Here is a 25,939-nt window from a genome sequence, read left to right as displayed (position 1 = left end):
CACGGCCGCGAGGCCGCGAACAGGCCCGCGCGAGCGGGTCAGGGACAGCAGATCATGATTTTTCGTACGTTCGGGTGGTCGTTCGCGGTCACCATCCTCGGCCTGGTCGCGGGCTTCCTCTACGGAGGATTCTCCGCGTTGGCGGTCGTGGCGATCCTCGCGGTCCTGGAGATCTCGCTCTCCTTCGACAACGCGGTCGTCAACGCCAAGGTCCTGGCGCGGATGAGCCCCTTCTGGCAGAAGATCTTCCTCACCATCGGCATCGCGATCGCGGTGTTCGGCATGCGGCTGGTCTTCCCCATCCTCGTGGTGGCGCTGACCGCGAACATGTCGCCGTGGGGCGCCGTGGACATGGCGTTCAACGATCCGGACAGGTACCACTCCGAGATGGAGTACGCCTACCCGATGATCGCCGCGTTCGGCGGAATGTTCCTCATGATGCTGTTCCTGAACTGGATCTTCGAGGACCGCGACATCCACTGGCTGGCGTGGCTGGAGAAGCCGCTGGTGCGCATCGGCAAGCTGGACCAGCTCCCGGTCGTCATCGCCGGCGCCACGCTCGCCTCGGTCGCCACCTGGGTGTCCGACGACGCGCACCGGCCCAACGTGCTCGTCGCCGGCATCCTGGGCATCGTGACCTACATCCTGGTCAACGGCCTCGGAGAGCTGTTCAACCAGCCGGAACTGGAGGAGGGCGAGGAGAAGCGGCGCGGCCCCAACGACCTCGTGCTCGCCACGGGCAAGGCCGGCTTCTTCCTGTTCCTCTACCTGGAGGTCCTGGACGCCTCGTTCTCCTTCGACGGCGTGATCGGCGCGTTCGCGATCAGCACCGACCCGATCATCATCGCGATCGGCCTGGGCATCGGCGCGATGTACATCAGGTCGATGACGGTCTACCTGGTCCGCCAGGGCACGCTGAGCGAGTTCAGGTACCTGGAGCACGGCGCCCACTGGGCGATCGGCGCGCTCGCGGTCTGCATGATGATCAGCATCGGCCACCACCTGTCGGAGTGGATCACCGGCGGCGTCGGCGCGGGCCTGATCATCACGGCGTTCCTCAGCTCCGTCGTCCTGCGCAACCGCAACGGACGCGCGAGCGACGAGCCCGAGCAGCCGGAGCTGGAGTCCAGCCGGATCTGACAGCGCACGCGGAGCCCCGGCCGTCGCGGACGGCCGGGGCTCTCGGCGTTCTCGGCGGTCCGTTATGCCGAGTTAACTGGGTGCTTACCGGATTTTCGGGCATCGGGCTTCTGTGTGATTAAAGTTGCATTCGCTGCCCCGCGCCGCCGGAACCACGAGCGACGGCCCCGCGTTGAGCGCTCAGACCGAACGGGAAGGTAGCTGAGCCGTGCGTCACTTCCACCAGATCGACGCCGCCCGCCGCGCGGCACTGTTCCACCGCGAACCGGGTGATTTCGGTCGCGACTCGGCGGCGGACCTCCTCGCCGTCGCCCTGGGCGCCACCCTCTACAGCCCGGCCACCCGGCCCCGGCTCGCCGCCGACGTCCACCGGTGCGCCGCCCTCGGCGTGCGCAGCATGGTGCTGTGCCTGGAGGACTCGATCTCCGACGCCGACGTGCCCGCCGCCGAGGCCAACCTCGTCGCCCAGGTCCGGGCGATCGACCCCGCGCTCGCGCCGCTCCTGTTCGTCAGGGTCCGCACGCCGGAGCAGATCCCCGACCTGACCCGGCGGCTCGGCCCCGCCGCCGCGCTGATCACCGGGTACGTGCTGCCCAAGTTCGAGGCCGGCAGCGGCAAGCTCTACCTCGACGCCACCGCCGAGGCCGCCGACCTCGCCGGGCTGCGGCTGCTCGCCATGCCCGTGATCGAGACCCGCGACGCGCTCTACCGGGAGACCCGCACGGCGGTGCTCACCGACGTCGCCACCCTGCTCGACCAGCGGCGCGAGCAGATCCTCGCCGTCCGGCTCGGCGGCACCGACCTGTGCTCGGCCTACGGGCTGCGCCGCCCGCGCGACCTCACGATCTACGACATCCACCTCGTGGCCAGCCTCATCGCCGACGTCGTCAACGTCTTCGGCCGGGCCGACGGGACCGCCTTCACCGTCACCGGGCCCGTCTGGGAGTACTTCTCGGCGGGCGAGCGGCTGTTCAAGCCGCTGCTGCGCGAGTCGCCGTTCGCCGAGAACTCCGCCGAGGTGCTGCGCGCCCAGCTGATCACCGCCGACCTGGACGGCTTCATCCGCGAGGTCACCCTGGACAAGGCCAACGGGCTCACCGGCAAGACCGTGATCCACCCGAGCCATGTCGCGGCGGTGCACGCCCTCTCGGTGGTGTCGCACGAGGAGTTCAGCGACGCGACGGACATCCTGGGCATCCCGGCGGGGGGCGCGATGGCCTCCAGCTACGCCAACAAGATGAACGAGGCCAAACCCCACCGGGCCTGGGCGGAACGGACACTGCTGCGGGCCGAGGTCTTTGGAGTGGCCGCACCCAATGTCGGATTCGTTGATCTTTTTGACGCGGCGGTGAGCGCCCGGTGACGGCACCCGTCTGGACGGGCGCCTGGGTCGCCTCCCGGCTTTCCCTCACCCTCACCTCCCATGCCACTCCTGTCGGGCTCACGCTGCCCGACCTCGTCGGCCTCGCCGTCCGGCGCAACCCACGCCGCGCCCACCTCCTCGTCTCCACCGTCCTGGGCAAACACGTGCCCACCGACCCCCGCCTCGTCCACTCCGCCGCCCTCCTCCTGGGCCGCCTCGTCGCCCTCACCCTGCGACCCGAGGCGGGGCCGGTCGACGGCGTGGCGCTGCGCGCGGGGAAGCTGCTCCGGGCCGGGCTCGCCGGGGACGTCGCGGCGCCCGGCGCGCTCCGGGACCTGCTCGTCGCGCACGCGCTGCCGCGCCGGGCCGTCGTCGTCGGGTACGCCGAGACGGCGACCGCGCTCGGCCACGGCGTCGCCGACGCGCTCGGCGAGGCCCCGTACCTGCACTCCACGCGCCGCCCCGTGCCGGGCGTCACCCCGTACGGCGGTTTTGAGGAGGAGCACAGCCACGCCACCAGCCACCTCCTCCTGCCCGACCCGCCCGACCTGCTCACCACCGACCTCCCCCTCGTCCTCGTCGACGACGAACTCTCCACCGGCCGTACCGTCCGCAACACCCTGCGCGCCCTGCACGCCGCACACCCCCGCCCCCACTACATCGTCGCCTCCCTCATCGACCTCCGCGCACCCGCCGACCACACCGCCACCGCCGCCCTCGCCACCGAACTCGACACCCGCATCGACGTCGTCACCCTCGCCACCGGCACCGTAACCCACCCCACCGACATTCTGACGACCGCCCAGACCCTCCTCACCACCCTCACCCCACCCGCCGCCACACGAGCCGCCCGGCACGCCGATCCCGACCCCGCCACGCGCGCCGAGCAGGTTCAGGCCGCCCCCGGCGCCGCGCGGGCCGCACAGGGCCAGCGCGCCACCGTCGTTCCCGGTGATCCCGATGCGTCCGGTGCCGCACCCGGCGTCACGCGGGTCATGGAGATTCAGGGCGCCACCGTCGTCCCTGGCGCTGGCGCGTCCGGCGTCGCGGGGGCCGTGGCGGACCGGAGCGGCACGGATGTTCCCGGCGACGCCGGTAGTGAGGGTTTTGTGCGGGTTGATGTGGGGTGGCCGGAAGAGGTGCCTTCGGGGGGGCGGCACGGGTTCGGCCCGGAAGATCGGGAAAGGCTGGAGAAGGGGCTGCCGGGGATGGCGGCGGCCGTGGCGGAGGAGCTGCCGGAGGCGGCGCGGCGGGTGCTGGTGCTCGGGTTCGAGGAGCTCATGTACACGCCGCTGCGGCTCGCCGAGGCGCTCGCCGACCTGCTGCCCGACGTGCGGGTGCGGTACTCGACCACAACGCGCTCGCCCGTCCTCGCCGTGGACGACCCCGGATACGCGATCAGGAACCGGCTCGCCTTCCCCGCGCACGACGCGCCCGCCGACGGGCCGGGCGAGAGGTACGCCTACAACGTGGACCAGGGATTCGACGCCGTCGTCCTGGTCGTCGACGAGGAAGGGGACACACCCGTGCTCCAGGACGGCCTGCTGCCCGCGCTGCGTGCCACGACCGGCCGCCTACTGGTGGCGGTGGTGCCGTCGTGAGCGCCGTCCCCCTGCACGGCCCCGGGTTCGGCAGCTACCGGCCCGACGACGTCGCCTGGCTCCTGACCGACCTGTCCGACGCCCTCCTTGAGGCGCCGACAGAGGAACGGGAGGAGGCGATCCAGTCGGGCGCCGCCCACTACGCCGAGTCCCTGCCGATCGAGTACCAGCCGTCGCCGGAGTACCAGCGGCTCTTCCACGCCGCCCTGGAGACGTCCGCCGCGCGGGTGGCCGACGCCGTCGCCGCCATCACCGAGCGGATCATCGCCGAGCGGGGGCGCGGCGCCGTCCTGGTGTCCCTCGCCCGCGCCGGGACGCCCATCGGCGTCCTGTGCCGTCGTTGGGCCGCTTACGCGCACGGGCTCGACCTCCCGCACTACGCCGTGTCCATCGTGCGCGGCCGAGGCATCGACCTCGTCGCGATGGATTGGCTCGCCCGCCACCACGACCCGCGCGCCGTCATGTTCCTCGACGGCTGGACGGGCAAGGGCGCCATCACCCGCGAACTCGCCGCCGCCCTCGATTCGCACGGGGGAGGGTTCTCGCCCGAGCTGGCCGTGCTCGCCGACCCCGGCCGCTGCGTGCGCGTCCACGGCACCCGCGAGGACTTCCTGATCCCGTCGGCCTGCCTGAACTCGACGGTCTCCGGGCTCGTCAGCCGAACCGTCCTGAACCGTGACCTCATCGGGCCGCACGACTTCCACGGAGCCAAGTTCTACAAGGACCTCGCCCCCGCCGACGTCTCCCAGCTCTTCCTCGACGCGGTCACCGCGCACTTCCCGTCCGTCACACCGGCGCCGCCCCCGGCCGACGCGGCGCCCGACTGGTCCGGGTGGGCGACCGTCCAGCGGATCAGCGCCGAGTACGGCATCGGCGACGTCAACCTCGTGAAGCCCGGCGTGGGGGAGACCACCCGCGTGCTGCTGCGCCGCGTCCCCTGGAAGGTGCTGGCCCGGCGCGGCGCCGACGCCGACCTCGCGCACATCCGCGTCCTCGCCGCCGAGCGCGGCGTGCCCGTCGAGGAGGTGGACGCCGACCTGCCCTACGCGTGCGTCGGCCTCATCAAACCCAAGGGGCCCCGCCCATGACCGTCGCCGTGTGCACCGACCTGGATCGCACCCTCATCTACTCCGCCAACGCCCTCGCCCTGGAGGACGTGCCTCACCCGCCTCGTCTCCTCTGCGTGGAGCTGTACCAGGCCAAGCCGCTGTCTTACGTCACCGAGGAGGCAGCCGAGGAGTTGGCTCTCCTCGCGCGGCGCTCCTTGCTCGTCCCCACCACGACCCGTACGCCCGAGCAGTACGCGCGCGTCCGGCTGCCCGGACCGCCGCCGCGCTACGCCATCTGCGCGAACGGCGGCTTCCTCCTCGTCGACGGCGAGGAGGACCCCTCCTGGACGGCCCGGGTACGCAAACGCGTCGCCGACTGCGCCCCCGTCCTCGACGTCCACGACAGGCTCCGCGCGATGAGCGGCCCTTTCACCAAGAGCGTGCGCGTCGCAGCCGACCTCTTCGCTTACACCGTCGTGGACCGCGCCTCCCTACCGTCGGGCTGGCTGGACGACCTGACGGCCTGGTGCGCCGCCCGCTCCTGGACCGTCTCCCTGCAGGGCCGCAAGGTCTACGCCCTCCCGATCCCCCTGACGAAGTCCGCCGCCGCCCGCGAACTCGCCACCCGAGAACCCTTCACCCACCTCCTGGCCGCCGGCGACTCCCTCCTGGACGCCGACCTCCTCACCCTTGCCGACGCCGCCATCCGCCCCGCCCACGGCGAACTCCACACCACCCCGACCCCCCTCCCGCCCACCCTCACCGTCACCCCCGCCCCCGGCATCCGCGCCGGCGCCGCCATCACCTCCTGGCTCCTCTCCAGAGCCCTGGACCCCACCCGAATCCCCACCACCGGCCCCTGGCGCCACCCCTGACCCCCGCACTCAGGCCGCCTCGGGCCCAGCGGCCCTGAGCCCGCGCGGCGACGGGCGGCCGTGCGGCGTCAGAGGCCGACCTCGCGGCGGACGGCGAGCAGGAGCTGCTCCGCCTTGTTCTTGACGCCGGGGTCGGTGGAGTCGAGGTCGGCGTCGTAGACGAGGGACCAGAGGAGCCCGTCGGGCGCGGGCGAGGGCCGGTCGTGGGTGGCCCGGCGGCCGACGATCCGGACCCCGCCGTCGTCACCGAAGGTGAAGTACCTGCTGACGACGACCGTGGACGTCACCCGCTCCTGCACCACCGAGGGCACCGCCCCCGGCTCGGTCAGCCTTACGTGGTACTCGGCCTCGTCCGCCCACACGTGCAGCCACTCGTCGTTCCACGAGGCCCGCAGCACCTTCTCCCACGGCACCCGCACCAACCCGTCTTCCCCGTCCGGCACATACAACGCGTACCGCGTCACCACGACATGCGACCCGCCACGCGTCCCCGCCATGGCGAGCACCCGCTCACCCCGCTCCAACCGGAGCTTCTCCCGCACAGACCGATCCACCCGCACCATCCCCCCAACCTACCCCAGCCGATCTTCCCCGTCCGTCCCTTCCACCCCACCTGATCAGCCGTTCCAACCCCCCACCCCCGAACCCGACCCCCCGAACCGTCGCGACAGTCCACCGCCCGATCCACACCGCCGCCCAAAAGCACAAGGACAATAGATCAGACCCTCCCCACCCCGGAATAGGCCGATGACTCACCCAGAAATGACTCAGGGCCGGTTCTCGGGAAAGAGAACCGGCCCTGAGCTGCAAGGAAACGCCTTGCGGAAAAGCTCCCGCGATTGGACTCGAACCAATAACCTGCCGGTTAACAGCCGGCTGCTCTGCCAATTGAGCTACGCGGGATCGTGTGGTGGGGAGTGGGGTTCTCCCTGCCAGCGCGTCTAGGTTAGCGCATGTTGGCGGGTGGTCGCGCACGGGTTTTGGGCGGTGGGGGAGTCGGCGGGCGGAGGGTGGGTAGGGGGTGGGGGTAGGCAGTGCGGGAGACGGCCTGGGGGGTCGGGTATATGAAGCGGGTGATCTTCGCGGGCGGGCTTGCCGTGGGGTACGTGCTGGGGGCGCGGGCTGGTCGCGAGCGGTACGAGCAGATCAGGCGGGCGGCGCTCGACGTCTGGGGGCATCCGGCCGTGCAGACGGCGGCGGCGTCGGTGCGGGAGCAGGCGGCCGAGGCGGGGTCCAAGGGCGCGCACCGGGCGGGGGAGCTGGCCAGGGACGGCTGGGCGCGGACGGGCGAGATGGCGGGAGCGGCCAGGCAGAAGGTGAACGAGCGGCTGCACCGCAAGGAGGAGAGGGAAGAGGAGATGGCGGCGACCTGACGGGGGGCTTTTCAGAACGCGAACACGGGTTCACGCTGGGGTGATGAGCCCGCGACTGACCGGTGACGAGACGGTTCTCTGGCAGGCGGCCGCCCGGGTGCTGGACGCGAACTGGACGGGGTCGGCGACGGTGCCGTCGCCCGGCCTGTACCCGCACCAGTGGAGCTGGGATTCGGCCTTCGTGTGCCTGGGCCTGGCCCGGCACCGCTACGAGCGCGCCGAGCGTGAGCTCGCGAGCGTGCTGCGCGCCCAGTGGCGCAACGGGATGGTGCCGCACCTGGTGTTCAACGCGAAGGTCGCCAGGCACGCCTACTTCCCGGGGCCCGAGCTGTGGCGCAGCCGGGGCCGTCCGGACGCGCCGCGCGACGTGGAGACGTCGGGCATCACCCCGCCGCCGATGCAGGCGGTCGCGGCGCTGCGCCTGCACCGGGCCGCGCCGGACGTCGAGCGCAGCCGCGCCTTCCTGCGGGAGATCCTCCCGAGGCTGACGGCCCAGCTGCGCTACCTGGCGACGGTCCGGGACCTGGGCGGCGCGGGCCTCGTGTCGATCTGCCACCCGTGGGAGTCGGGCCTGGACAACAGCCCCGCGTGGGATAGGCCGCTGGCCGCCCTACGCCTGCCGCCGGTGCGGTACGCTCCCGACGCCGTCCGGCAGGCCGCCCCTACGGGCGTCGACTACGAGCGCTACGTGTGGCTCGTGACGACCCTGCGGGATGCCGGATACAAGGACGGCCATCTCAGGGACGTTCATCCGTTCGCCGTCGAGGACCCGCTCGTCAACGGCACCTACCTGGCGGCGCTCCAGGCGGTCGCGGAGCTGGCGGAGATCACCGGCGGGGATCCGGTGCCGCACCGGGAGGCGGCGGCGCGGGTCAGGGAGGCGCTGCTGGAGCGGCTGTGGGATCCCGAGCAGCGCTGCTTCCGCGCGTTGGACGTCAGGACGGGCAAGCCGGTGCCCGCGGTCACGGTGGCGTCGTTCGCGCCTCTGCTGGATCCCGGGCTGCCCGCGTACGCGGTGCGCGGCCTGGCCGAGCTGCTGCTTTCGTCAAGGTTCGCCGGGGCGGCGGGCTATCCGGTGCCGACCTGCGACATCCAGGCTTCGGCGTTCGACCGGGCGGGCTACTGGCGCGGCCCGTCGTGGATCAACACGAACTGGATCGTGTGGGCGGGCGCGGCCGGGCACGGCCTCACCGCGGTGGCCGACCTGATCGGCGGCGCGACGCTGCGCCTGGTCCGCCAGTCGGGGTTCCGCGAGTACTTCGACCCGTTCGACGGGACGGGCCGGGGAAGCCATGACTTCAGCTGGTCCGCCGCGCTCGTCCTGGATCTGCTGGCCTCGCGGGGAACGTCGCGGGAGCCCGTGGGATACCGTGACCCACTGTGACCGGTTCGCCCTTTGTGAGTATCACCACGGACTTCGGCGCCGCCTACACCGGGATCGTCGCCGGGGTCGTCGCCCGGATCGCGCCCGCCGCGCGGGTGCAGGTGCTGAGCGACGAGGTGACCCCCTACGCGGTGGCCGAGGGCGCGTCCCTGCTTACGCAGGCGCTCCCTTACCTGCCTATCGGGATTCACGTCGCGGTCGTGGATCCCGGCGTGGGTACGGCACGCCGTCCGATCGCCGTGCGGGCCGCCCGGGGCGACGTGCTCGTCGGCCCCGACAACGGGTTGCTGGCGCCCGCCGCCGAGGCGCTCGGCGGGGTGGTGGAGGCGCGGGTCCTGGAGGCGCCGGGGCTGCGCCTGCCGGAGCCGTCGAGCACGTTCCACGGCCGCGACGTCTTCGCGCCCGCGGCCGGGCACCTGGCCAACGGGGTGCCTCTCGCCGAGTTCGGACCGCGCGTGGAGCCGCTCCCCCTACGGTTGCCCGCCCCCGAGGTCGGGGACGGGACGCTCACGGCGACGGTCCTGTACCCGGATTCGTTCGGCAGCCTCGTGCTGGCGGCCCACCCGGACGACCTACGCCGCGCCTTCGGAGAGCTGCCTTACGGACACGTGCTCGACCTGGACGGGATCGCCGTTCCCTGGGTGGACACCTACGGGAGGGTGCCCGCCGGCGACCCCTTGGTCTTCACCGATTCCTCGGGGCGGCTGGCGCTTGCCGTCAATCAGGGTTCGGCGGCGCAGGCGTTCGGGCTGAAGGCGGGCGCCCGCCTCACGCTCCGCGCGCGGGGCCGGGCCTGAGACGGGCGCCTTACGGACGTCAGCTTCGCAGCAGTTCGGCGACGCCCGCCTCGATGCCGGAGGCGAACACCGTGGCGTCCGGCTGCCCGTCGAAGTCGGCGCTGACGCCGAAGTACAGGCGGCCCAGGTAGCTGAAGATCGCCGTGGCGAGTTGGATGCCGCCCGCCAGGGGGACGCACGGGTACATCGCGACCATGCGCCGTCCCAGGATGTACAGGGGGAAGGCCGGTCCTGGCACGTTCGTCGTGACGGTCTGCACGATCGGGTTGAACAGCCGGATCGGGGTGCGCGCGCCGAGGACGAGCAGCGCGGGCGCCACCGCGGTGTCGGTGATCTTCGTGAGCTGGGCGGCGCCGCGCTCCTGCCGGGTGGACTTGAGGTCGTCCATCTGCGTCCGAATATGCAGGAGTCGCGCGACGGGGTCGGGCTGCCCGACGGGCAGGTTCACGAACACCGCGGACACCCGGTTGGTGGGTATGCCCCGTTCCTCCTCGGTCCGGGTCGAGACCGGGACGGCCGACCGCACGACCACGTCCGGGGACAGGTCCCCGCGGCCCGTCAGCTGCGCCCTGAAGCCCGCGGTGACGGCGGCGAGCACCACGTCGTTGACCGTGCCCCCGTGTGTCTTGCGGACCTTCCTGACGTCGTCCAGGGCCACGTCCGCCCAGCACCAGCGCCGGTGCGGCCCGATCGGCCCGTTGAGGACGCTCGCGGACGCCCGGGTGAACCGCGAGAGCTGCCGCGCGAGGCCGCCCGCGTAGTCCACGACGCCGGGGGCGCGCCGCACCATGCCCGCGAGGTCGCCGGGGAGGCGCCGCGCCAGCCTGACGGGCTGCAGGACGTTGTCCACGAGGGTGTCGGCCAGCAGTTCCAGGTCGGACGGTTCGGGCCGGGGCCGCCACTCGTGCTCCGGCTCGGGCTCGGGCGCGTCGGGGGAGAGTTCGAACAGCGACGCGATGAGGTCCATCCCGGCGACGCCGTCGACCATGCAGTGGTGCACCTTGCCGATGAGGGCCCAGCCGCCGCCCTCCAGGCCCTCCACCAGGTACAGCTCCCATAGTGGTTTCTTCGGGTCCAGGCGTTGGGCGAGGACGCGGCCTGCGAGGTTGCGTAGCTGGTCGGGGCCGCCGGGCGCGGGGACGGCGGTGTGCCTGACGTGGTACAGGATCTGGAAGTGGCGGTCGTCCACCCAGACGGGCCGTCCGGCGTGCAGCGGCACGGACCGGACGCGCTGCCGGTACCGCTCCACGCCGGGGAGTTTGGCCGCGACGAGCCGGACGAGGTCGCCGTAGGAGGGCGCGGGGCCTTCCATGACGATCACCGCCGCGACGTGCAGAGGGGTGTTCTCGTCTTCGAGGAGGTAGAAGCTGGCGTCGAGCCCGTTCATCCGCTGCATGCGGAGAACACAACCATTGTCAGATCGCTGCTGACAATGCGTCGATTTCCCGATACCTGTGGTTATGGGCGTCCGGAAGTCTCCGGTATGCGAGCTTTGGTGACGGGGAGTGAGGACCGTCCGGTGACCCCGAGCGCGACGACCGCACCGACGAAGCAGAGCACCGCCGTCAGGGTGAAGATCTCGCTGTACTCGGTGTGCAGCGCGCGCTGGAGTCCCGCCTCGTAGACGAGGTACTGGGCCCTGAAGTCCGGGTTGTTGAAGGGGAGCGGCACCACGAGGTCCGCCACCAACTCCTGTAGGCGGTGGAACCCGTACGCGGACACAGCGGAGATGCCCAGCAACATGCCCATCATCCGTGCCACCACGACGGCCGAGGAGGCCACTCCGTGCTGGCCGGAAGGCACGAGCCGCAGGACGGCCGACGACACCGGCGCGATGACCAGGCCGAGCCCGAGGCCGGTCAAAGCGAGGTCCACGTCCATCCGAGGGAGTGGCCCGTAGGACGCCCCGGAAGGGTCGAGCGGCCATCCGGAAATGAGGAGGTAACCGCATCCGGCCAGCCCCATTCCGGTCGCTAGAGGGATCCGTTCGCCTACGCGTCGTGCCAGCGCGCCGCCCAGCACCGCCGCCAGGGCGAGGGCCACGAGGAACCGCGACAGCAGGAAGGCGCCCTCCGTCGTCGTCTTCCCCAGCAGGGTGGTGGCGACGAGTTGGACGTCCACGAGAGTCACCATCAAGGCGGCCCCCGATAGCAGGCTCACCCCGAGGACGGCGAAGACCGGCCCCTTGCGCGCGCCCGTGAGGTCGAGCAGCTTGTGCCGCGTCCGGGTCTCCCAGAGGCCGAACAGGACGAGCGCCGCCGCCCCGCCGACGATCATCGGCACCCCGTACGACGGAAGCGCGCTCGTCTCGGGCTCCGGGTTGTAGGTGCCGACGACGAGCAGCCCGAGGCCGGCCGCCAGAAGCAGCCCGCCCACGACGTCCACTCTTCCCGTCCGCTCAGGGCGGCCCGGCGGGACGGTGAAGTGCAGGGCGACCATCGCCGCGGCCGCCAGAGGCAGGTTCACCCAGAACAGCCCGCGCCAGCCGACCAGCGCGGCCAGCCCCGCCCCGTACAGCGGCCCGAGCACGCTGCCGAGCTCCTGGAGCGCCCCGACGACCCCCAGCACGACGGGACGGCGCCGCTCCTCCCACAGGTCGCCCGCCAGCGCCATGGTGATGGGCAGGAGGGCGCCTCCGGCGACGCCCTGGAGCACCCGTCCGGCCACGAGCGCCTCGACCCCGGGCGCGGCGGCGGTGAGCGCCGAGCCCGCCGCGAACGCCAGCAGGCAGGCGTGCATGACGGTCCTGCGCCCGAACCGGTCGGAGAGCTGGCCGAGCAGCGGCATCGCCGCGACGTACCCGAGCAGGAACCCGGTGACGACGGGGATGAGCCGCTCCGGCCGGTTGACCGGAAGTCCGAGGTCCCTGCCCATGTCGACCAGGACCGTCACGATCACGTAGGCGTCGAGCGACGCCAGCAGGACCACGGCCCCGCCGGTGCCGATAGCAAGGCGGCGTCCTGCCATGGCTTACGGCGCCTTGATTTCCGGGTTGGCGTTGAAGTCGCTCAGGGTGAGGGTCGCCGAGCCGCCCGCAAGGTCCATCCGCACCTTGGTGAGCCGCTTGGTGTCCTCGTCTATCCACACCGAGCCCTTGAGGTCCTCGGTGACGCGGACCCCGATCGCCGTGACGGCGGCGGCCGGAAGCGTCGCGTCGACCTTGACGGCCCCGTCCTCGACCGCGACGGCCTTGGCGTCCTTGGCCTGGGTGAGCAGAAGCGGGATGCCGCGCTCGGGGTCCAGGATCGCGGCCGGGTCGAGCAGGTTGGTGATCATGGACTTGTCGGTCTTCTGGTAACCGCCCGCCAGATTGAAGTACAGATCCGGGCCGACCAGGATGAACTTGATCTCCAGGGTGAGTCCGAGCTGCACCGCCGTCACGTCGCCCCGCGCGTCGCCGTTGCGCAGCAGGTCGCCGTTCATCGCCCGGACCGGAAGGTCCGGGGTGCCTTCGGTGGTGAGGGCGAAGGCGACGCTGGTGACCTGCTTCATCGCCTCGGTGGACTGCTGGAGCAGCGGCTGCGCGGGCGGCAGGTCGGCGGTGCCGGAGTCCTTGTCGGCGCTGCAGCCGGCCACCAGGGCGACGGCGAAGAGCGTCGCGAGGAGGGTGCGAAGTCTGGACATGGCGGTGAGCCTAGCCACAACGGCGGTACGCGGGACAGAGACCTTTGGGGGAGCCGTCAGGGCTCGGCGGGATGAGTCCGCACCCGCATGCCCTCCGGAAGGCGGACCGCCGCGTTGAACAGCTCGACGCCGACGAGTTCCCCGGAGTGGGCGAAGTCCAGGATGGCCGCCAGTTCGCCGTCACGGCCGTCGAGCTCCAGCTGGTCCACCGCGTCGCCGTCGTGGTCGAAGACCCCGGAGAGGCCGATGTAGGCGCTGTTGGAGGCCGGCTCGTGGATGACCCTGACCCGGTGGAACGGCGACGGGAAGCCGAGGTCCGGTTTGCCCCAGAGCCGCAGGCGGTGGCTCATCTCCGAGCCGGTGAGCACCCCCCAGATGACGCCCTGGACGAGCTGGAGCGCCTGTACCGCGTCCTCCCCGGCGATCTGGTACTGCCCGTCCCACTCGCCGAGCCCCTCGATCGCGTAAGGGCAGGCCCACTCTCCCTCCCCCTCCGGATCGAGGTAAGGCTGCCCGATCGACACGACCACATCGCCGACCCCCTGCCCGTCGACGTCGTGCAGCTGCAACACCCGCCTGGCGATCACATTCACACCGACCACCTACCGGCAATCCCGCCCCCCGAAACCCCCGCCCCCGGCTGCGATCGCGGTTGCCGAGCCGGGCCCGTTTCTTGGGTCAGGCTTGAAACTCCCTACTCCCTCCCGAAGCCGCCCACGCTCCCTCTAGACTCTGGAGAGTCGGCGTGAGGGGCGGTAGCTCAGCCGGTCAGAGCAGCGGACTCATAATCCGCCGGTCGTGGGTTCGAGCCCCACCCGCCCCACCCCTGCCCGGCCCGGGTCAGCCGGCTTTTCGGGGGTCGAAGCTCCAGACGGGGTCGGCGACGGCCTTGCGGAAGGCGTTCAGGGACGTTCTGCTGGAGTTGACGCGCCAGTCGCGTTCCTTCTTGATGTTGAACCAGACGACGCCGATGATGTCGTCGCGGCGGGCGATCTCGGCGTAGAGGTCGGCGATGTGGCCCGGCTTGTTGACGGTGGGCGGCGCGGCGGTCTCGGGGATGAGGACGGGCAGGTCGGTGAACTTGCGCATGGCCTTGATCGGCGGCCCGAACAGCTCCTCGAAGGAGCGGGAGTCGTTGCTCCACTCGAAGTAGCCGATCGGCCCGACCCAGTCGACGTAAGCGGCGCCGGGGAAGTACGGGCGCAGCCTCATGCTGTTGTTGATCAGCACGTTCGGGCTCCACAGCCAGATGGCGTTCGTGGCGCCGACCCGCGTGAAGACGTCGTGGACGTGCCGGTAGGCGGCGATGTACTCCTCCGCCGTCGCCTTCTTGGTGCCCCACGGGTACCAGTGGCCGTTCATCTCGTGGCCGAAGCTGAGGACGACGGGGATGTCGAGCGCGCGCACGGCCTCGGCGAACGTGTGCACGTGCACGTCGCGCACACCCGCCGCGATGTCCCGCAGCGTCGACTTGTACGGCTCCCAGACGACGAGGGGCAGCGCGCCCCCGGCCCACAGGGAGGACACCTTCTCGGCCGGGTACAGGTCGTCGAACTCGGAGTAGATGGGCACCAGGTTGGCTTTTTTGCCCGCGAGGCGGGCGAAGGTCTTCAGGCCGGTGTCGTCCGGCCGTCCCGCGCCCTCGTAGGCGACGCCCAGATACTTCTTCTTGGGCTTGAGCAGCGGACGCACGTCGTAGGGCGCCGAGTGCGACATCCGCTCCGCCTTGGGGGAGGGGGCCTTGCCGGCTTCGCCGCATCCGGTGACGAGCAGGAGGAGGGCGGTGGAGGCGAGTGCGGTGAGCCGTCTCATCCGAGCCTCACCCAGATCCGGTAGTCGCCCTTCAGGGGCCCGTAGTCGTACTTGTAGGTCGCGCGCAGGCGGTAGAGCCCGCCGACGAGGATCCGCTCCTCGATGAGCGCGTTGACGTCGGGGGCGACCCCGCTGTCCAGCACGATCAGGTCGAACGCACCGGTCTGGACGGCGTCCAGGTCGGTGAACCCCTCGGTGGCCGTCCATTGGGCGGCCCGGGTGCCGTCCGCTCCGATCGTGTAGATGGGCACCTGGGGCGTCGAGCTGAGGTAGGTGCCCTCGGCGGTGAGTTCGGGCCTGACGAGGCTGACCATGTCGGCGGAGTGCGGCCAGGCGGCCATGAGGGTCCCGGCCTGGCCGAAGCCGAGGGCGAAGAGCGCGAGCCACGCCGCGATGGGGAACTGGGGGCTGCGGAAGTGGCGGCCGAGGAGCCAGGACATGCCGAGCCCCACCATGGGCGCGGCGAGCACGGTGGCGTAGCCGAGGTGCTCGGGCAGCGTCGCGATGGTGCCGAGGCCCGCCTGGTAGAACGGCACGAGCAGGGCGGGAATGGTCAGCACGAGGCCGATGGCGAGCCGGACGCCCGGCCGCGGCCCCGTGACGGTGACGCCCGGCGTCTCGGTCAGCGGCCCCTTGCGCCAGTACATGAGCGTCCCGAACAGCGTGAGGGCCACGTAGAGGCCGCTGTACTCGGCGGCCCGCCACAGGATGTCGCCGGTGACGTCCGCGCCGCCCACGCCGCCCGTCAGGGCCGTGCCGACGCCGCCCGTGAGGGCCGCGGTGACGCCCGCCCCGACGTCGCTCGCGATGACGAACGCGACGATGCCCACGCCCACGACGACGGTGAGCACGGCGGCGCGCGCGCACGCCCTGCCGCCGCCCGCGCGCGGCCAGCAGGCGACGGCGGCGGTGAGGACGACGAACGGGAGGACGACCGCCGCCGCGTAGTTCGCGACGAACGCGAGCACGCACAGCGGCCCGGCGAGCAGCACGACGGCGGCCGCCGAGTGCGCGAACCGGATGAGCGCCCAGATGGCGCAGCTCAGGAGGAACACCGACAGCGCGTCGGAGGTGGCGATGCCGCCCGTGAACGTGGTGGACGCGACGACGGCGAAGGACGCCACGGCCATCAGGGCGGGCCGCAGCCCGAACAGGCGCCGGGCGAAGCCGTACACGAGGGCGCTGGCGACGAGCATGAGCGCGAGGCTCAGGGCGCGGGCCCCTTCGAGGCCGAAGGCGGCGTCCAGGGGCGCGACGAGGAACGGGTACAGGAAGGGCGCGCCGGGCAGGTGCTCGGCGTGGCTTCCAAGCGAACCGCCCGCCTGCGCGACGGCCAGGTAGAGCGCCTCCTCCGGGGAGGCCGTGTTGTCCAGGCGGAGGGTCAGGACGGCCTGGAGCGCCAGGACGGCGAGCAGCGCCGCCGCGCCGAACCGGCGGCGGCGCCGGCTGGGCTCGGCCGACCAGGCGACGGGCGGCGTCACCGGGAGCGTGTAGCGGCGCGGCGAGTCCTGCCGGGTGACGAGCGCGCCGCTCATTCCGCCGCCGCCCGCGGCTGGACGACGGCCCGCAGCACCACCGCGAGATGGAGCAGGCCGGCGCCCAGGACGAGGGCGTAGTCAGCGGGCCCGTACTCGATGGACCGCCAGACCCCCAGGCCGACCCAGAGGACGGAGCTGCTGACGCTCCAGCCGAGCAGGCCGATCCAGAGGCGGCGTGTCTTGTTCTTCTTGGCCTTGCCGCCTCCGGTGGGCTGCCAGCCCATCTTGCGGCCCCGTAGCAGGTCGGTGATGGCGAAGAAGTGGGCCCACCCGTAGAGGATGCGGACGGCCCACGCCTCGATCCGGTAGGCGCAGCGGTGCCACAGGGGGAAGATCACGGTGCCGTGGATGATGCTCGGTAGCAGCCACACCATGTGGTGGGCGTCGAAGAGTTCGGGCGCGATGGCGAGCATGACGATCGGCAGGATCGGGCCGACGACGGTGAACAGCGCCGTGTGGGCGTAGTAGAAGAAGCCGGAGAAGTACGACATGCGCGAGACGCGGCGCATCTCGGTGCCCCAGAACTTCCTGCTCGTCAGCAGGCTCATCGAGCCCATGCACCAGCGGTACTGCTGGTTGTAGAACGCTCCGACGTTGTCCGGGCAGACACCGGCGGCAAGCGCCACGGGCACGTACTTGAGGTCCCAGCCCAGCGCGCGCAGGTCGAAGCCCGTATGGACGTCCTCGGAGTGCTCGATGAGGGTGGTGCCGCCGTTCTGGTCCAGGGCGGCACGACGGTAGAGCGCGCACGTGCCTACGCAGATCGCCGCGTCGGCCGCCTGACGGGACACCTGGGCCGATCGGTAGAAGTACTCCTGGACGGCCCCCGCCCCCCGCTCGATCCAGCCCTGCTCGTCCAGCACCCGGAAGTACTGCGGCGTCTGCACGATCGCCAGGTCGGGCTGGGCGTCCATGTACGGGAGGATCTGGTTCAGCATGTCGGCGCGCGGCGTGAAGTCGGCGTCGAGGATGAGGATGAAGTCGCCGTCGGAGCGCTGGAAGCCGAACTGCATGTTGCCGGCCTTCTTGTACCAGCCCCGGTTCGGCCGTACCGCGTAGCGGAAGCCGAAGTCCTCGGCCATCGCGGCGAGGTCGGGGTCGGCGCTGTCGTCCATGACGAACGGCACGACCCGGCCCGGGTACGTCATGGCCATCTTGCGCACGTGCGTCCAGGTGTTGTGCAGCACCTCGATGGGCTCGCCGCACACCGGGAGGAACACGTCGACGCTGGGGTACCTGTCCGGCTTCCAGTGGCGTACCAGGCGGTTGTGCTGGATGACGTTGAAGGACGGCGAGAACCAGTCGAGCCGGACGGTCACCAGGAAGTAGACGACGGTGAAGAGCATGAAGGGCACGAACGGCCAGGCCCAGCCGATGTGGGCGGCGAACCGCACCTCGCTGATCAGGATGAAGATCATCCCGACCATCGAGGAGATGTTCAGGAGCCACAGGTGGCGCGCCGAATAGGAGTCGCGCTCCTCGTCCGTCGGAGGCTGGGGGAGGAGCCTGGAGTCCGAGACGGGCGGCGGAGGGGACGCGCGCGGCTTCGGGGCGGGCCGTGGCGGGCGGGTCGGCGCGCCGACGGCGGCGACCGGCCGCAGGGGCGGCGCCTGCGGCGGGACGGCGGGGCCCGTGTGCCGCCCTGAGGCGGCCGGAGGCGGGGCGGCCTGCGCCAGGGGCGCCTGCTGCCGGGGGACCGGTCCGGGAGGGCGCCTCCGCTGCGCTGGGCCGCTGTGCTCGTGCGGGCCACGGTACGGGGGTCGGGGACGGCGGGGGTCGCCGTCCGGCCAGCCGACGGCGGTACGTTCGGGAGCCCCGCTGATGTCGTGGTCGGGCCGGTCGTGCATGCGGCTACTCCGTGCTGCTCTGTGGTACTCCGTGCGCAGGTCAGCTGGGTTCGGTGGGGGATCTTGCGATTTTAGGCCGAGCTGATCCGCTGATGTCTGTCTTTGGCCTTGTCCATGTAGGTCGCCCGTTGCCTCCCGGAAAACTCTTTGTTTCCGGTGACCGCACGGTCGTGATCCTGCTGAGGTGCGCCGGAGCGGAGCCGGCCCCCGCGCGGCCGGGGGCGGGTGCCGCGTCGGGGCTTTGTGCAAAGTGACACATTTCACTTCCCTCCCATGCAACCCGAAGATGGTTCGATGATCGTCCGTGGGCCTCGTGGGGCGCGGCGGACGGGTGGGGCATGCTCGGAGGACTGACGGCTATCGGAGGGCAGGATGAGCGAGGAGTTGCGGACGAGGGTCCGGGGGCTGATGGGGCGGGCGCGGGACGATCTCGCGGAGCTTGTGGCGTTCCGGTCGGTTTATGACCCGGCGCACTACCCCGAGCAGGAGTGCGAGGCCGCGGCCCGGTGGGTGCTGGCGGCCTGCGCGGCCGAGGGGCTGACGGAGGGCGGGTCGCACGAGATGCCTGACGGGTCCTTCACCGTGGTGGCCCGTAAGGCGGCGCCCCCAGGCAGGCCGACCGTCCTTCTGTACTGCCACTACGACGTGCAGCCCCCGATGGACGAGACGGCGTGGCTGACACCGCCGTGGGAGCTGACCGACCAGCCCGACGGCCGCTGGTACGGACGTGGGGCCGCCGACTGCAAGGGCAACCTCGTGATGCACCTGACGGCCCTGCGCGCGCTTGGCGACGACCTGCCTGTGGGCGTCGTCCTCGTCGCGGAGGGCTCGGAGGAACAGGGCGGGCCCGGCCTTGAGGAGTTCCTCCCCGACCACCCGGAGCTGACGCAGGCGGACGTCATCCTCGTCGCGGACAGCGGGAACGTCGAGGTGGGCGTCCCGACCTTCACCGAGACGCTGCGCGGCATGGCCAACGTCGTCGTCTCGGTGGAGACCCTCGCGGGGCCCGTGCACTCCGGCTCCTACGGCGGGGCCGCCCCCGACGCGCTCATCGCGCTCATCCGGATGCTCGGCACCCTGCACGACGAGCGCGGGAACGTCACCGTCGAGGGCCTGCGGGCCGACCAGACGTGGCACGGGGTCGCCTACCCGGAGGGCCGCTTCCGCGCCGACGCGGGCGTCCTGGACGGCGTGGGGCTCGTCGGCGGCGGCACGGTGGCCGACCAGGTGTGGGCGCGGCCCGCCCTGACCGTGCTCGGGGTGGACTGCCCTCCAGCGGAAGGCTCGGCGGCCGCCGTCCAGGCGAAGGCGAGGGCCCGCCTCAACCTGCGCGTCCCGCCGGGCACGGCGCCCCAGGAGGCGCTCGACCTGCTGACGGCGCACCTGAAGGCGGCGGCCCCCTGGGGCGTCCGGGTGACGGCGGAGCCCGAGGGCACGGGCGAGCCGTTCCGCGCGCACACGGGCGGCCCGGCCTACGCGAAGATGGGCGAGGCGTTGAAGGCCGCCTACGGCAGGGAGCCGGTGAGCCAGGGCGAGGGCGGCTCGATCCCGCTGTGCGCGGTGTTCCAGCGGGTCTACCCGGACGCGGAGATCATGCTGTTCGGCGTCGAGGAGCCGTCCTGCCTCATCCACGCGCCCAACGAGAGCGTGGACCCGACGGAGATCGAGCACCTCGCGTACGCCGAGGCGCTGTTCCTGGCGTCGCTGTGAGGCGCTGAGCGGGCCGTAGGGGCCCGGAAAGCGGCTGTCCCCGTCCGCCGGGTCGGCGGACGGGGACAGGACGGCCGCGTCAGATCTGCGTGCGCCGCGGGTTCGCGGTGTTGGTCGGCCAGTTCGCCAGGGCGGCGGCCACCTCGTCGGCGGCGGTCGTCTCGGAGGTCTCCTCGGCTACGGAAACAGGCTGATCGGTCACGGCGTTCCTCAACTCGGCTCGGTCGACGGGCGCGGCGCCGGACGACGCGGGAACCGGCTCCTCCGTCATGCGCGACCGTCTTTCCACGGGTCAGTGATCTTACCACCTCATGTTATCCGGACATTCCGCACGGTCAGCGGGGCCCGGCGAGGCTGAATCCGGTCATAGTAAGGGCCAACCAGGCGAAAGCACGCTTGTTGACACGATCAGGGATCAAGCTTCACTCGCCTGAAACAGAGGCCACCTACTGTGCCGCCATGGCGGACATCTTCGATGACTATCAGCCCGCGGCGGCCTGGGACGAGATGTTCGAACGTGCCGGCGTGCCCCGCGCCGCCTACGGCCCCGTCCTCGCGGCCCTCCAGCCGCTGGACCCGGCCGAGCTGCGCTTCCGGGCCGACCAGCTGGCGCGCGTCTTCACCGACCGCGGCGTGACCTTCGACTACGCGGGCGAAGAGAGACCCTTCCCCCTCGACCTCATCCCGCGCGTCATAGACGCGCTGGAGTGGCCGGGCCTGGCACGCGGCGTCCGACAGCGGGTCCTCGCCCTGGAGGCGTTCCTCGCCGACGTGTACGGGCCGGGGGAGATCTTCCGCGACGGGGTGGTGCCGTGGCGGCTGATCTGCTCCTCGGCGCACTTCCACCGGGAGGTGAGCGGGCTCACCCCGCCGAACGGGGTGCGGGCCCACATCTCCGGCATCGACCTCATCCGCGACGAGGACGGCCGCTTCCGCGTCCTCGAAGACAACGTGCGCACCCCGTCAGGGGTGAGCTACGTCATGGAGAACCGCCTGGCGATGACCCGGACGTTCCCGGGGCTGTTCGCCGAACAGCACGTCCACCCCGTCGACGAGTACCCCGCCCGCCTCCTGGCCGCCCTGCGCGCGGCCGCCCCGCGTGACGTGTCCGACCCCGTGGTGGCCGTCCTCACCCCCGGCGTGGGCAACGCCGCCTACTTCGAACACACCCTGCTGGCGCGGCTGATGGGCGTCGAACTCGTCGAAGGCCGCGACCTGCTCTGCGCGAACAACCGCGTGTACATCCAGACGACGCAGGGACGCCGCCCCGTCCACGTCATCTACCGCCGGATAGACGACGCCTACCTGGATCCGCTGCACTTCAACGCAGGCAGCGTCATCGGCTGTCCCGGCATCGTCAACGCGGCGCGCGCGGGCAACGTGACGATCGCCAACGCGGTCGGCAACGGCGTCGCCGACGACAAGCTGATCTACACCTACGTGCCGGAGATGATCCGCTACTACCTCGGGGAGGAGCCCCTCCTGGCCAACGTGGAGTCCTACCGGCTCGACGACCCCGACGTCACCGCGTGGGTGCTGGAGCGGCTCGACCAGCTCGTCCTCAAGCCGGTGGACGGCGCGGGCGGCAAGGGCATCGTCATCGGCCCCCACGCCGACCAGGAGACGCTGGAGGCGCTGCGCGCGTCCGTCACCCGCGACCCGCGCGGCTGGCTCGCCCAGCGGCCCGTCTCGCTGTCCACGGTGCCGACGCTCACCGAGCGCGGCCCGGCCCCCCGGCACGTGGACCTGAGGCCGTTCGCGGTGAACGACGGCGAGGACGTGTGGGTGCTGCCGGGCGGCCTCACCCGGGTGGCGCTGCCTGAAGGGGAACTCGTCGTGAACTCCTCGCAGGGCGGCGGATCCAAGGACACCTGGGTGCTCGCCGCCGACAGGTCGGCCGCGCAGGCCCCCGAGCACCCGCCGATCCCCCTGCCGCGCGCCACGGCCGACGTCACCGTGCCCGAAGGCGGCCCCGCGGAAGGAGCACAGCAGCAGTGAAGACAGGACTGCTCAGCCGCATCGCCGAGACCCTCTTCTGGATCGGCCGCTACGTCGAGCGCGCCGACGACACCGCGCGCATCCTGGACGTGCACGTCCACCGGATGCTGGAGGAGCCGTCCGCCGACGTGGACGGCGGATGCCGCGCCCTCATGGCCATCCTCGGGGTGCCGCCGGGCGACGAGCGCATCGACATAGGCACCGTCCTGTCCCGCCTCGCCTATGACGACGCCAGCCCTTCGTCCATCACCGGGGCGCTCCAGGCGGCGCGCACAGGGGGCCGCAGCGTACGCGAGGTCATCTCCACCGAGATGTGGGAGTGCCTGAACGTCACGTGGCACGAGCTCGAAGGCAGACGGCGGGAGGCGACCCGGCTCGGGCCGCACGTGTTCCTGCGCTACGTCAGGGAGCGGGCCGCCCTGTTCTCCGGCCTCGCCGACGCCACGATGAGCCGTGACGAGGGTTGGCACTTCCTCGTCCTGGGCCGCAGCCTGGAGCGGATCGACATGACGGCGCGGCTGCTTTCGCTGCGGACGCCGTCGGCCTCCTACGCGCCGGACTGGTCGATGCTGCTACGGGCCAGCGGAGCCGACGAGTCCTACATCCGCACGCACGGCGGGACGGGCGAACCACGCCTCGTCGCCGCGTTCCTCATCCTGGACCGGCTCTTCCCCCGGTCCGTCCTGCACGCGCTGACGGTCGCCGAAGAGTGCCTGGCCGTCCTGGATCCCGATCCCGCGCGCGCCGGGTTCACCGACGCGGCGCGCCGCCCGATCGGGCAGCTGCGGACCCGGCTGGAGTACACGGACGCGTCGCTGCTCCTGGAACAGCTGCCGGAGCTGCTCACGGCGATGCAGAACACATGCGGCAGGGCGTCGGAGGCCGTCGCGGACAAGTACTTCCAGTACGCGCTTCCGGTGGCCTGGGAACAGGAGGGCTGACATGGGCTGGCGGCTACAGATCACGCACACCACGCGCGTCTCCTACGACGGCGACGCGCGCGCCTCCTACAACGAGGTAAGGATGGCCCCGCTGACGCTTCCCGGGCAGACGGTCCTGGGCAACCGGCTCACGGTGGAGCCGCACGTCCCCGTCTGGTCCTACTGGGACTACTGGGGGAGCGAGGTGTCCAGCTTCGACCTCCAGGCTTCGCACCACTCGCTCGTCCTCGTGGCGCGCAGCACCGTCGAGACGAGCACGGCGCCCACGCTGCCGGACCCGCCGAGCTGGACCGAGCTGCCCGCCTGCGTGGAGAGCCTCGGGCTTGAGGAGTACCTCGCGCCGACCCCGCGCACCGAGCTGTCGCCGGACCTGTGCGCGCAGGTCCGCGCGCTCGTGCGCGGCGCTGATCCGCACGAGGCGGCCTCGCTCGTCTCCGGCTGGGTGCGGGACAGGGTCGCCTACGTGTCGGGCGTCACGGGCGTGCACACGAGCGCGCAGGAGGCGTGGGAGGACGGGCGCGGCGTCTGCCAGGACATCGCCCACCTCACCGTGGGGATGCTCCGGACGGTCGGCCTGCCCGCGCGCTACGTGTCGGGCTACCTGCACCCTGACCCTTCCGCGCTGCCCGGGGACACGCTGGAGGGCCAGAGCCACGCCTGGGTCGAGTACTGGGCGGGCGACTGGGTCGCGCACGACCCGACCAACGGCGTCGCCGTCGGCGAGTGCCACGTGACCGTCGCCCGGGGCCGCGACTACGACGACGTCCCCCCACTCAAGGGCATCTACCACGGCGCCCCCAGCAGCGTCATGAACGTCCGCGTCGAAGTCACCCGCCTGGGGTGACCCGCGCCCGAACCCCCGGCCCAATCAAGCAGAGTTCAAGCAGCCTAGGACGCCGCCGGTTCGGCCCTTGCCGAAGGCGCTCACGCGTTCGATGGCGTCGCCGTGGCTGCTCGGGTCGGTCCACGGGGTCTCGTCGCCGAGCTTGGTGAGGCCCGCGCTGATCTCGGCGGTGTCGCCCGCCTCCCACAGGAGGGTGCCGTCCTTGGTGGCCCCGTACAGGACGGCGCCCGCGAGGCAGTCGGCCTGGAGTTCGCTGGCGGCCGAGACGAGGCTGGTGTCGAGGCGGTGCTGGATGGCGTGGCCCCACTCGTGCGCGATGACGAGGTAGATCCAGGCGTCGCCTTCGGCGTAACCGTCGCGCATCAGGTTGAAGTCCCAGGCCACGTAGTCCTCGGGGATGCAGAAGTAGGCGTTCATCTCCAGCGCGGGTTCGCCGCCGCAGGTGAAGCGGTTGGGGTCGCTGCCGTTGTAGGCGCCGAGCACCCTCGGCGCCGTGTAGGTGCCGGTGAAGAACTCGCTCCAGTGCGTGGACCAGTAGGTGTTCACGACGTCGACGGCGTCGTTGATCTCCTTGGTGACGTCGGCGTCGGAGAAGCTGTCGTTGGCGGTGGGGACGCCGCCCTGCTCGGTCGTGGGGCCGTCGCCGGTCTGCGGGGCGTCCTGCTTGATCGACGAGCTGGGTGTCGGCTGGACGATCGAGGGATCCCCGATCTGGAAGGTGCACCCCGCGGTCGCCAGGACGGCGGTAAGCGCGAGGGGGAGAAGGCGCTTGTGCAGCATTTTCGGTATCGCTCCGTGGGGGTCAGGGCGGGGGATCAACCACCTACTGTGACTCCCGGAAAGCGACACCGGTTCACGGAACCGACCAGCGTCACATATCCGTTGTTTTCTCGGCATAAGCGGCAGGATCTGCGATGACCCGCTGCAACACCTGGCCCGCCGCGCCCAGCACCGCCGCGTCCGGCCCCGTCGCCGACGGGACGAGCACGGGCAGATCGGGACGGAGCGTCGCCAGCCGTTCGGCGAGCACCTCGCACAGCGGAGGGGAGAGCCACCGGAACAGCGGCGTGTAGCACCCGCCCAGCACGATCGTCCCCGGGTCCAGGAGGTTCACCGCCGAGGACAGCGCTATCCCCAGGGCCCGTCCAGCGCGCGCGCAGGCGTCCAGCGCAGCGGGATCACCGGAGGCGAGCGCTTCAGGCGAGGGGAGTGCCTCCTTGCCCGCGAACACCTCAAGGCAGCCCGTCGCCCCGCACCGGCAGGCGCGTCCCCCGGCCTCCGCGCCGGAGGCGACCGCCACGTGGCCGAGCTCCCCCGCCATCCCGGACGCGCCGCGGAAGAGCGCGCCGCCGCTGACCAGGCCCGCGCCCACGCCCGTCTCGCCCGAGACGTACAGGAAGTCGCGGGGCGCCGCGCCGAACTCCAGCTCGCCCAGGGCCGCGAGGTTCGCCTCGTTCTCGACCGTCACCGGGCGGCCCAGCAGGGCGGGCACGTCCACGTCGCGCCAGCCCAGGTTCGGCGCGTTGTGCACCCGGCCCCCGCCGACCGGCCCCGGGATCGCCAGGACCGTTCCCGCGACCCGCAGCCCCGGCACCTCGCGCACCGCGGCGTCGCCGAGGGCCGCCAGCGCCGCCAGGACGGCGGCGGGGCGGTCGGCGCGGTTGTCGCGGCGCAGCACCCGCCGGACCCGCACCCGGCGCGTCAGATCGACCACACAGGCCGCCAGATAGGCCACGTTGACCTCCAGGCCCAGCGCGGCCACCCGGTCGCCGCTGAGGCTGATCTCGACGCCCGGACGGCCGCGCTCGCCGTCCGGGACGGCCGGTGCCTCGGCGACCAGGCCCGCGTCGAGCAGGTCGGCGACGAGCCGGGAGACCGTGGTCTTGGTCAGGCCGGTCAGCTCGGCGAGGGCGGCGCGCGTCAGCGGCCCGCCCCTGGCGACCTCGCCGAGCACGAGCCCGAGGTTCTGCGCGCGCATCGCGCCGTGCCGGACCGGCGCCTGCGAGGAGTTCGCGTGCATGGACTTGACGATGTCACCTCCAT

The 25,939-nt window shown here is 71.8% G+C and carries 22 protein-coding genes, 2 tRNA genes and 1 pseudogene; 13 read left to right on the top strand and 12 right to left on the bottom strand.

Translation table 11 applies throughout. The features are described 5' to 3' along the window. Positions 1 to 54: 54 nt before the first annotated feature. The 5 genes from LO762_RS18090 (at position 55) to LO762_RS18070 (ending at position 6,028) form a co-directional block, all read left to right on the top strand. Positions 55 to 1,140 (top strand): DUF475 domain-containing protein, encoded by a 1,086-nt coding sequence (locus tag LO762_RS18090; protein WP_230616577.1) that lies wholly within the window; start codon positions 55 to 57, stop codon positions 1,138 to 1,140. Between the two features lie 208 nt (positions 1,141 to 1,348). Then, positions 1,349 to 2,503 (top strand): HpcH/HpaI aldolase/citrate lyase family protein, encoded by a 1,155-nt coding sequence (locus LO762_RS18085; protein WP_230616575.1) that lies wholly within the window; start codon positions 1,349 to 1,351, stop codon positions 2,501 to 2,503. Further along, complete coding sequence (locus tag LO762_RS18080) at positions 2,500 to 4,104, top strand: phosphoribosyltransferase family protein (RefSeq protein WP_230616573.1); 1,605 nt, start codon at positions 2,500 to 2,502, stop codon at positions 4,102 to 4,104. The genes LO762_RS18085 and LO762_RS18080 overlap by 4 nt, the downstream gene beginning before the upstream one ends. After that, positions 4,101 to 5,192 (top strand): cysteine protease StiP family protein, encoded by a 1,092-nt coding sequence (locus LO762_RS18075; RefSeq protein ID WP_230616571.1) that lies wholly within the window; start codon positions 4,101 to 4,103, stop codon positions 5,190 to 5,192. Before LO762_RS18080 ends, LO762_RS18075 begins: the two co-directional genes overlap by 4 nt. Continuing rightward, complete coding sequence (locus tag LO762_RS18070; RefSeq protein ID WP_230616570.1) at positions 5,189 to 6,028, top strand: HAD family hydrolase; 840 nt, start codon at positions 5,189 to 5,191, stop codon at positions 6,026 to 6,028. The genes LO762_RS18075 and LO762_RS18070 overlap by 4 nt, the downstream gene beginning before the upstream one ends. Positions 6,029 to 6,096: 68 nt before the next feature. On the opposite strand, the gene LO762_RS18065 is transcribed toward LO762_RS18070, so the two are convergent. Both LO762_RS18065 and LO762_RS18060 read right to left on the bottom strand, forming a co-directional pair. Continuing rightward, positions 6,097 to 6,570: a hypothetical protein gene (locus LO762_RS18065; protein ID WP_230616569.1), complete on the bottom strand. Its 474-nt coding sequence runs from the start codon at positions 6,568 to 6,570 to the stop codon at positions 6,097 to 6,099. A 288-nt stretch (positions 6,571 to 6,858) separates the two neighbouring features. Further along, positions 6,859 to 6,931, bottom strand: a tRNA-Asn gene (locus LO762_RS18060). 161 nt (positions 6,932 to 7,092) lie between these two features. Here LO762_RS18060 and LO762_RS18055 point away from each other — a divergent pair. From LO762_RS18055 to LO762_RS18045, 3 genes are read left to right on the top strand one after another with little or no spacing between them, the layout of a single operon-like run. Beyond that, the gene (locus LO762_RS18055) at positions 7,093 to 7,401 is read left to right on the top strand and encodes a hypothetical protein (RefSeq protein ID WP_230616567.1); all 309 of its coding nucleotides are present in this window, start codon (positions 7,093 to 7,095) and stop codon (positions 7,399 to 7,401) included. 43 nt (positions 7,402 to 7,444) lie between these two features. Further along, complete coding sequence (locus tag LO762_RS18050) at positions 7,445 to 8,785, top strand: amylo-alpha-1,6-glucosidase (protein ID WP_230616565.1); 1,341 nt, start codon at positions 7,445 to 7,447, stop codon at positions 8,783 to 8,785. Between the two features lie 14 nt (positions 8,786 to 8,799). Continuing rightward, on the top strand, positions 8,800 to 9,582 hold the full coding sequence (locus LO762_RS18045; RefSeq protein WP_230616563.1) for an SAM-dependent chlorinase/fluorinase: 783 nt from the start codon (positions 8,800 to 8,802) through the stop codon (positions 9,580 to 9,582). Positions 9,583 to 9,601: 19 nt separating this feature from the next. On the opposite strand, the gene LO762_RS18040 is transcribed toward LO762_RS18045, so the two are convergent. From LO762_RS18040 to LO762_RS18025, 4 genes are all read right to left on the bottom strand, one after another. Next, positions 9,602 to 10,978: a wax ester/triacylglycerol synthase family O-acyltransferase gene (locus LO762_RS18040; RefSeq protein ID WP_230616561.1), complete on the bottom strand. Its 1,377-nt coding sequence runs from the start codon at positions 10,976 to 10,978 to the stop codon at positions 9,602 to 9,604. 62 nt (positions 10,979 to 11,040) lie between these two features. Next, positions 11,041 to 12,549, bottom strand: a complete 1,509-nt coding sequence (locus tag LO762_RS18035) for an MFS transporter (RefSeq protein WP_230616559.1) — start codon at positions 12,547 to 12,549, stop codon at positions 11,041 to 11,043. Between the two features lie 3 nt (positions 12,550 to 12,552). After that, entirely contained in the window at positions 12,553 to 13,206 is a 654-nt protein-coding gene (locus LO762_RS18030; RefSeq protein ID WP_230616557.1) for an LppX_LprAFG lipoprotein, read from the bottom strand. 56 nt (positions 13,207 to 13,262) lie between these two features. Then, the gene (locus LO762_RS18025) at positions 13,263 to 13,799 is read right to left on the bottom strand and encodes a hypothetical protein (protein WP_230616555.1); all 537 of its coding nucleotides are present in this window, start codon (positions 13,797 to 13,799) and stop codon (positions 13,263 to 13,265) included. Between the two features lie 156 nt (positions 13,800 to 13,955). Between LO762_RS18025 and LO762_RS18020 the strand changes: the two genes are divergently transcribed. Continuing rightward, positions 13,956 to 14,029, top strand: a tRNA-Ile gene (locus tag LO762_RS18020). 17 nt (positions 14,030 to 14,046) lie between these two features. On the opposite strand, the gene LO762_RS18015 is transcribed toward LO762_RS18020, so the two are convergent. The 3 genes from LO762_RS18015 to LO762_RS18005 are packed head-to-tail and all read right to left on the bottom strand — an operon-like array spanning position 14,047 to position 18,403. Further along, on the bottom strand, positions 14,047 to 15,018 hold the full coding sequence (locus tag LO762_RS18015; RefSeq protein WP_230616553.1) for a glycoside hydrolase family 26 protein: 972 nt from the start codon (positions 15,016 to 15,018) through the stop codon (positions 14,047 to 14,049). Next, positions 15,015 to 16,553, bottom strand: a complete 1,539-nt coding sequence (locus LO762_RS18010; protein ID WP_230616551.1) for a glycosyltransferase family 39 protein — start codon at positions 16,551 to 16,553, stop codon at positions 15,015 to 15,017. Before LO762_RS18010 ends, LO762_RS18015 begins: the two co-directional genes overlap by 4 nt. Next, complete coding sequence (locus LO762_RS18005) at positions 16,550 to 18,403, bottom strand: glycosyltransferase family 2 protein (protein ID WP_230616549.1); 1,854 nt, start codon at positions 18,401 to 18,403, stop codon at positions 16,550 to 16,552. The genes LO762_RS18010 and LO762_RS18005 overlap by 4 nt, the downstream gene beginning before the upstream one ends. A gap of 372 nt (positions 18,404 to 18,775) precedes the next feature. Here LO762_RS18005 and LO762_RS18000 point away from each other — a divergent pair, with 372 nt between their 5' ends. Continuing rightward, positions 18,776 to 20,113 (top strand): dipeptidase, encoded by a 1,338-nt coding sequence (locus LO762_RS18000; RefSeq protein WP_230616547.1) that lies wholly within the window; start codon positions 18,776 to 18,778, stop codon positions 20,111 to 20,113. A 79-nt stretch (positions 20,114 to 20,192) separates the two neighbouring features. Here the strand turns inward: LO762_RS18000 and LO762_RS17995 are convergent, their stop codons facing one another. Then, the gene (locus LO762_RS17995) at positions 20,193 to 20,384 is read right to left on the bottom strand and encodes a hypothetical protein (protein ID WP_230616546.1); all 192 of its coding nucleotides are present in this window, start codon (positions 20,382 to 20,384) and stop codon (positions 20,193 to 20,195) included. A 188-nt stretch (positions 20,385 to 20,572) separates the two neighbouring features. Here LO762_RS17995 and LO762_RS17990 point away from each other — a divergent pair. The 3 genes and pseudogenes from LO762_RS17990 to LO762_RS17980 form a co-directional block, all read left to right on the top strand. After that, a pseudogene (locus tag LO762_RS17990) lies at positions 20,573 to 21,994 on the top strand (circularly permuted type 2 ATP-grasp protein); the annotation flags it as partial. A gap of 113 nt (positions 21,995 to 22,107) precedes the next feature. After that, entirely contained in the window at positions 22,108 to 23,052 is a 945-nt protein-coding gene (locus LO762_RS17985) for an alpha-E domain-containing protein (protein ID WP_230616542.1), read from the top strand. A gap of 1 nt (position 23,053) precedes the next feature. Continuing rightward, the gene (locus tag LO762_RS17980; RefSeq protein ID WP_230616540.1) at positions 23,054 to 23,896 is read left to right on the top strand and encodes a transglutaminase family protein; all 843 of its coding nucleotides are present in this window, start codon (positions 23,054 to 23,056) and stop codon (positions 23,894 to 23,896) included. 24 nt (positions 23,897 to 23,920) lie between these two features. Here the strand turns inward: LO762_RS17980 and LO762_RS17975 are convergent, their stop codons facing one another. Both LO762_RS17975 and LO762_RS17970 read right to left on the bottom strand, forming a co-directional pair. Beyond that, the gene (locus tag LO762_RS17975; protein ID WP_230616538.1) at positions 23,921 to 24,676 is read right to left on the bottom strand and encodes a neutral zinc metallopeptidase; all 756 of its coding nucleotides are present in this window, start codon (positions 24,674 to 24,676) and stop codon (positions 23,921 to 23,923) included. Between the two features lie 91 nt (positions 24,677 to 24,767). Next, the gene (locus tag LO762_RS17970) at positions 24,768 to 25,916 is read right to left on the bottom strand and encodes an ROK family transcriptional regulator (protein ID WP_230616536.1); all 1,149 of its coding nucleotides are present in this window, start codon (positions 25,914 to 25,916) and stop codon (positions 24,768 to 24,770) included. Positions 25,917 to 25,939: the final 23 nt, after the last annotated feature.

Origin of the sequence: Actinocorallia sp. API 0066 (genome assembly GCF_020991275.1) — a bacterium.
GTDB lineage: Bacteria > Actinomycetota > Actinomycetes > Streptosporangiales > Streptosporangiaceae > Actinocorallia.
This window is presented reverse-complemented; position numbering and strand designations above follow the sequence as displayed.

Bases quoted from the DNA above. Each gene is read 5' to 3' on its own strand.
- LO762_RS17975 (WP_230616538.1), bottom strand. From the start codon at position 24,676: ATGCTGCACAAGCGCCTTCTCCCCCTCGCGCTTACCGCCGTCCTGGCG.
- LO762_RS17970 (WP_230616536.1), bottom strand. From the start codon at position 25,916: ATGCACGCGAACTCCTCGCAGGCGCCGGTCCGGCACGGCGCGATGCGC.
- LO762_RS18035 (WP_230616559.1), bottom strand. From the start codon at position 12,549: ATGGCAGGACGCCGCCTTGCTATCGGCACCGGCGGGGCCGTGGTCCTG.
- LO762_RS18010 (WP_230616551.1), bottom strand. From the start codon at position 16,553: ATGAGCGGCGCGCTCGTCACCCGGCAGGACTCGCCGCGCCGCTACACG.
- LO762_RS18015 (WP_230616553.1), bottom strand. From the start codon at position 15,018: ATGAGACGGCTCACCGCACTCGCCTCCACCGCCCTCCTCCTGCTCGTC.
- LO762_RS18055 (WP_230616567.1), top strand. From the start codon at position 7,093: ATGAAGCGGGTGATCTTCGCGGGCGGGCTTGCCGTGGGGTACGTGCTG.
- LO762_RS17995 (WP_230616546.1), bottom strand. From the start codon at position 20,384: ATGACGGAGGAGCCGGTTCCCGCGTCGTCCGGCGCCGCGCCCGTCGAC.
- LO762_RS18070 (WP_230616570.1), top strand. From the start codon at position 5,189: ATGACCGTCGCCGTGTGCACCGACCTGGATCGCACCCTCATCTACTCC.
- LO762_RS18000 (WP_230616547.1), top strand. From the start codon at position 18,776: ATGAGCGAGGAGTTGCGGACGAGGGTCCGGGGGCTGATGGGGCGGGCG.
- LO762_RS18005 (WP_230616549.1), bottom strand. From the start codon at position 18,403: ATGCACGACCGGCCCGACCACGACATCAGCGGGGCTCCCGAACGTACC.
- LO762_RS18050 (WP_230616565.1), top strand. From the start codon at position 7,445: ATGAGCCCGCGACTGACCGGTGACGAGACGGTTCTCTGGCAGGCGGCC.
- LO762_RS18090 (WP_230616577.1), top strand. From the start codon at position 55: ATGATTTTTCGTACGTTCGGGTGGTCGTTCGCGGTCACCATCCTCGGC.
- LO762_RS18030 (WP_230616557.1), bottom strand. From the start codon at position 13,206: ATGTCCAGACTTCGCACCCTCCTCGCGACGCTCTTCGCCGTCGCCCTG.
- LO762_RS17980 (WP_230616540.1), top strand. From the start codon at position 23,054: ATGGGCTGGCGGCTACAGATCACGCACACCACGCGCGTCTCCTACGAC.
- LO762_RS18040 (WP_230616561.1), bottom strand. From the start codon at position 10,978: ATGCAGCGGATGAACGGGCTCGACGCCAGCTTCTACCTCCTCGAAGAC.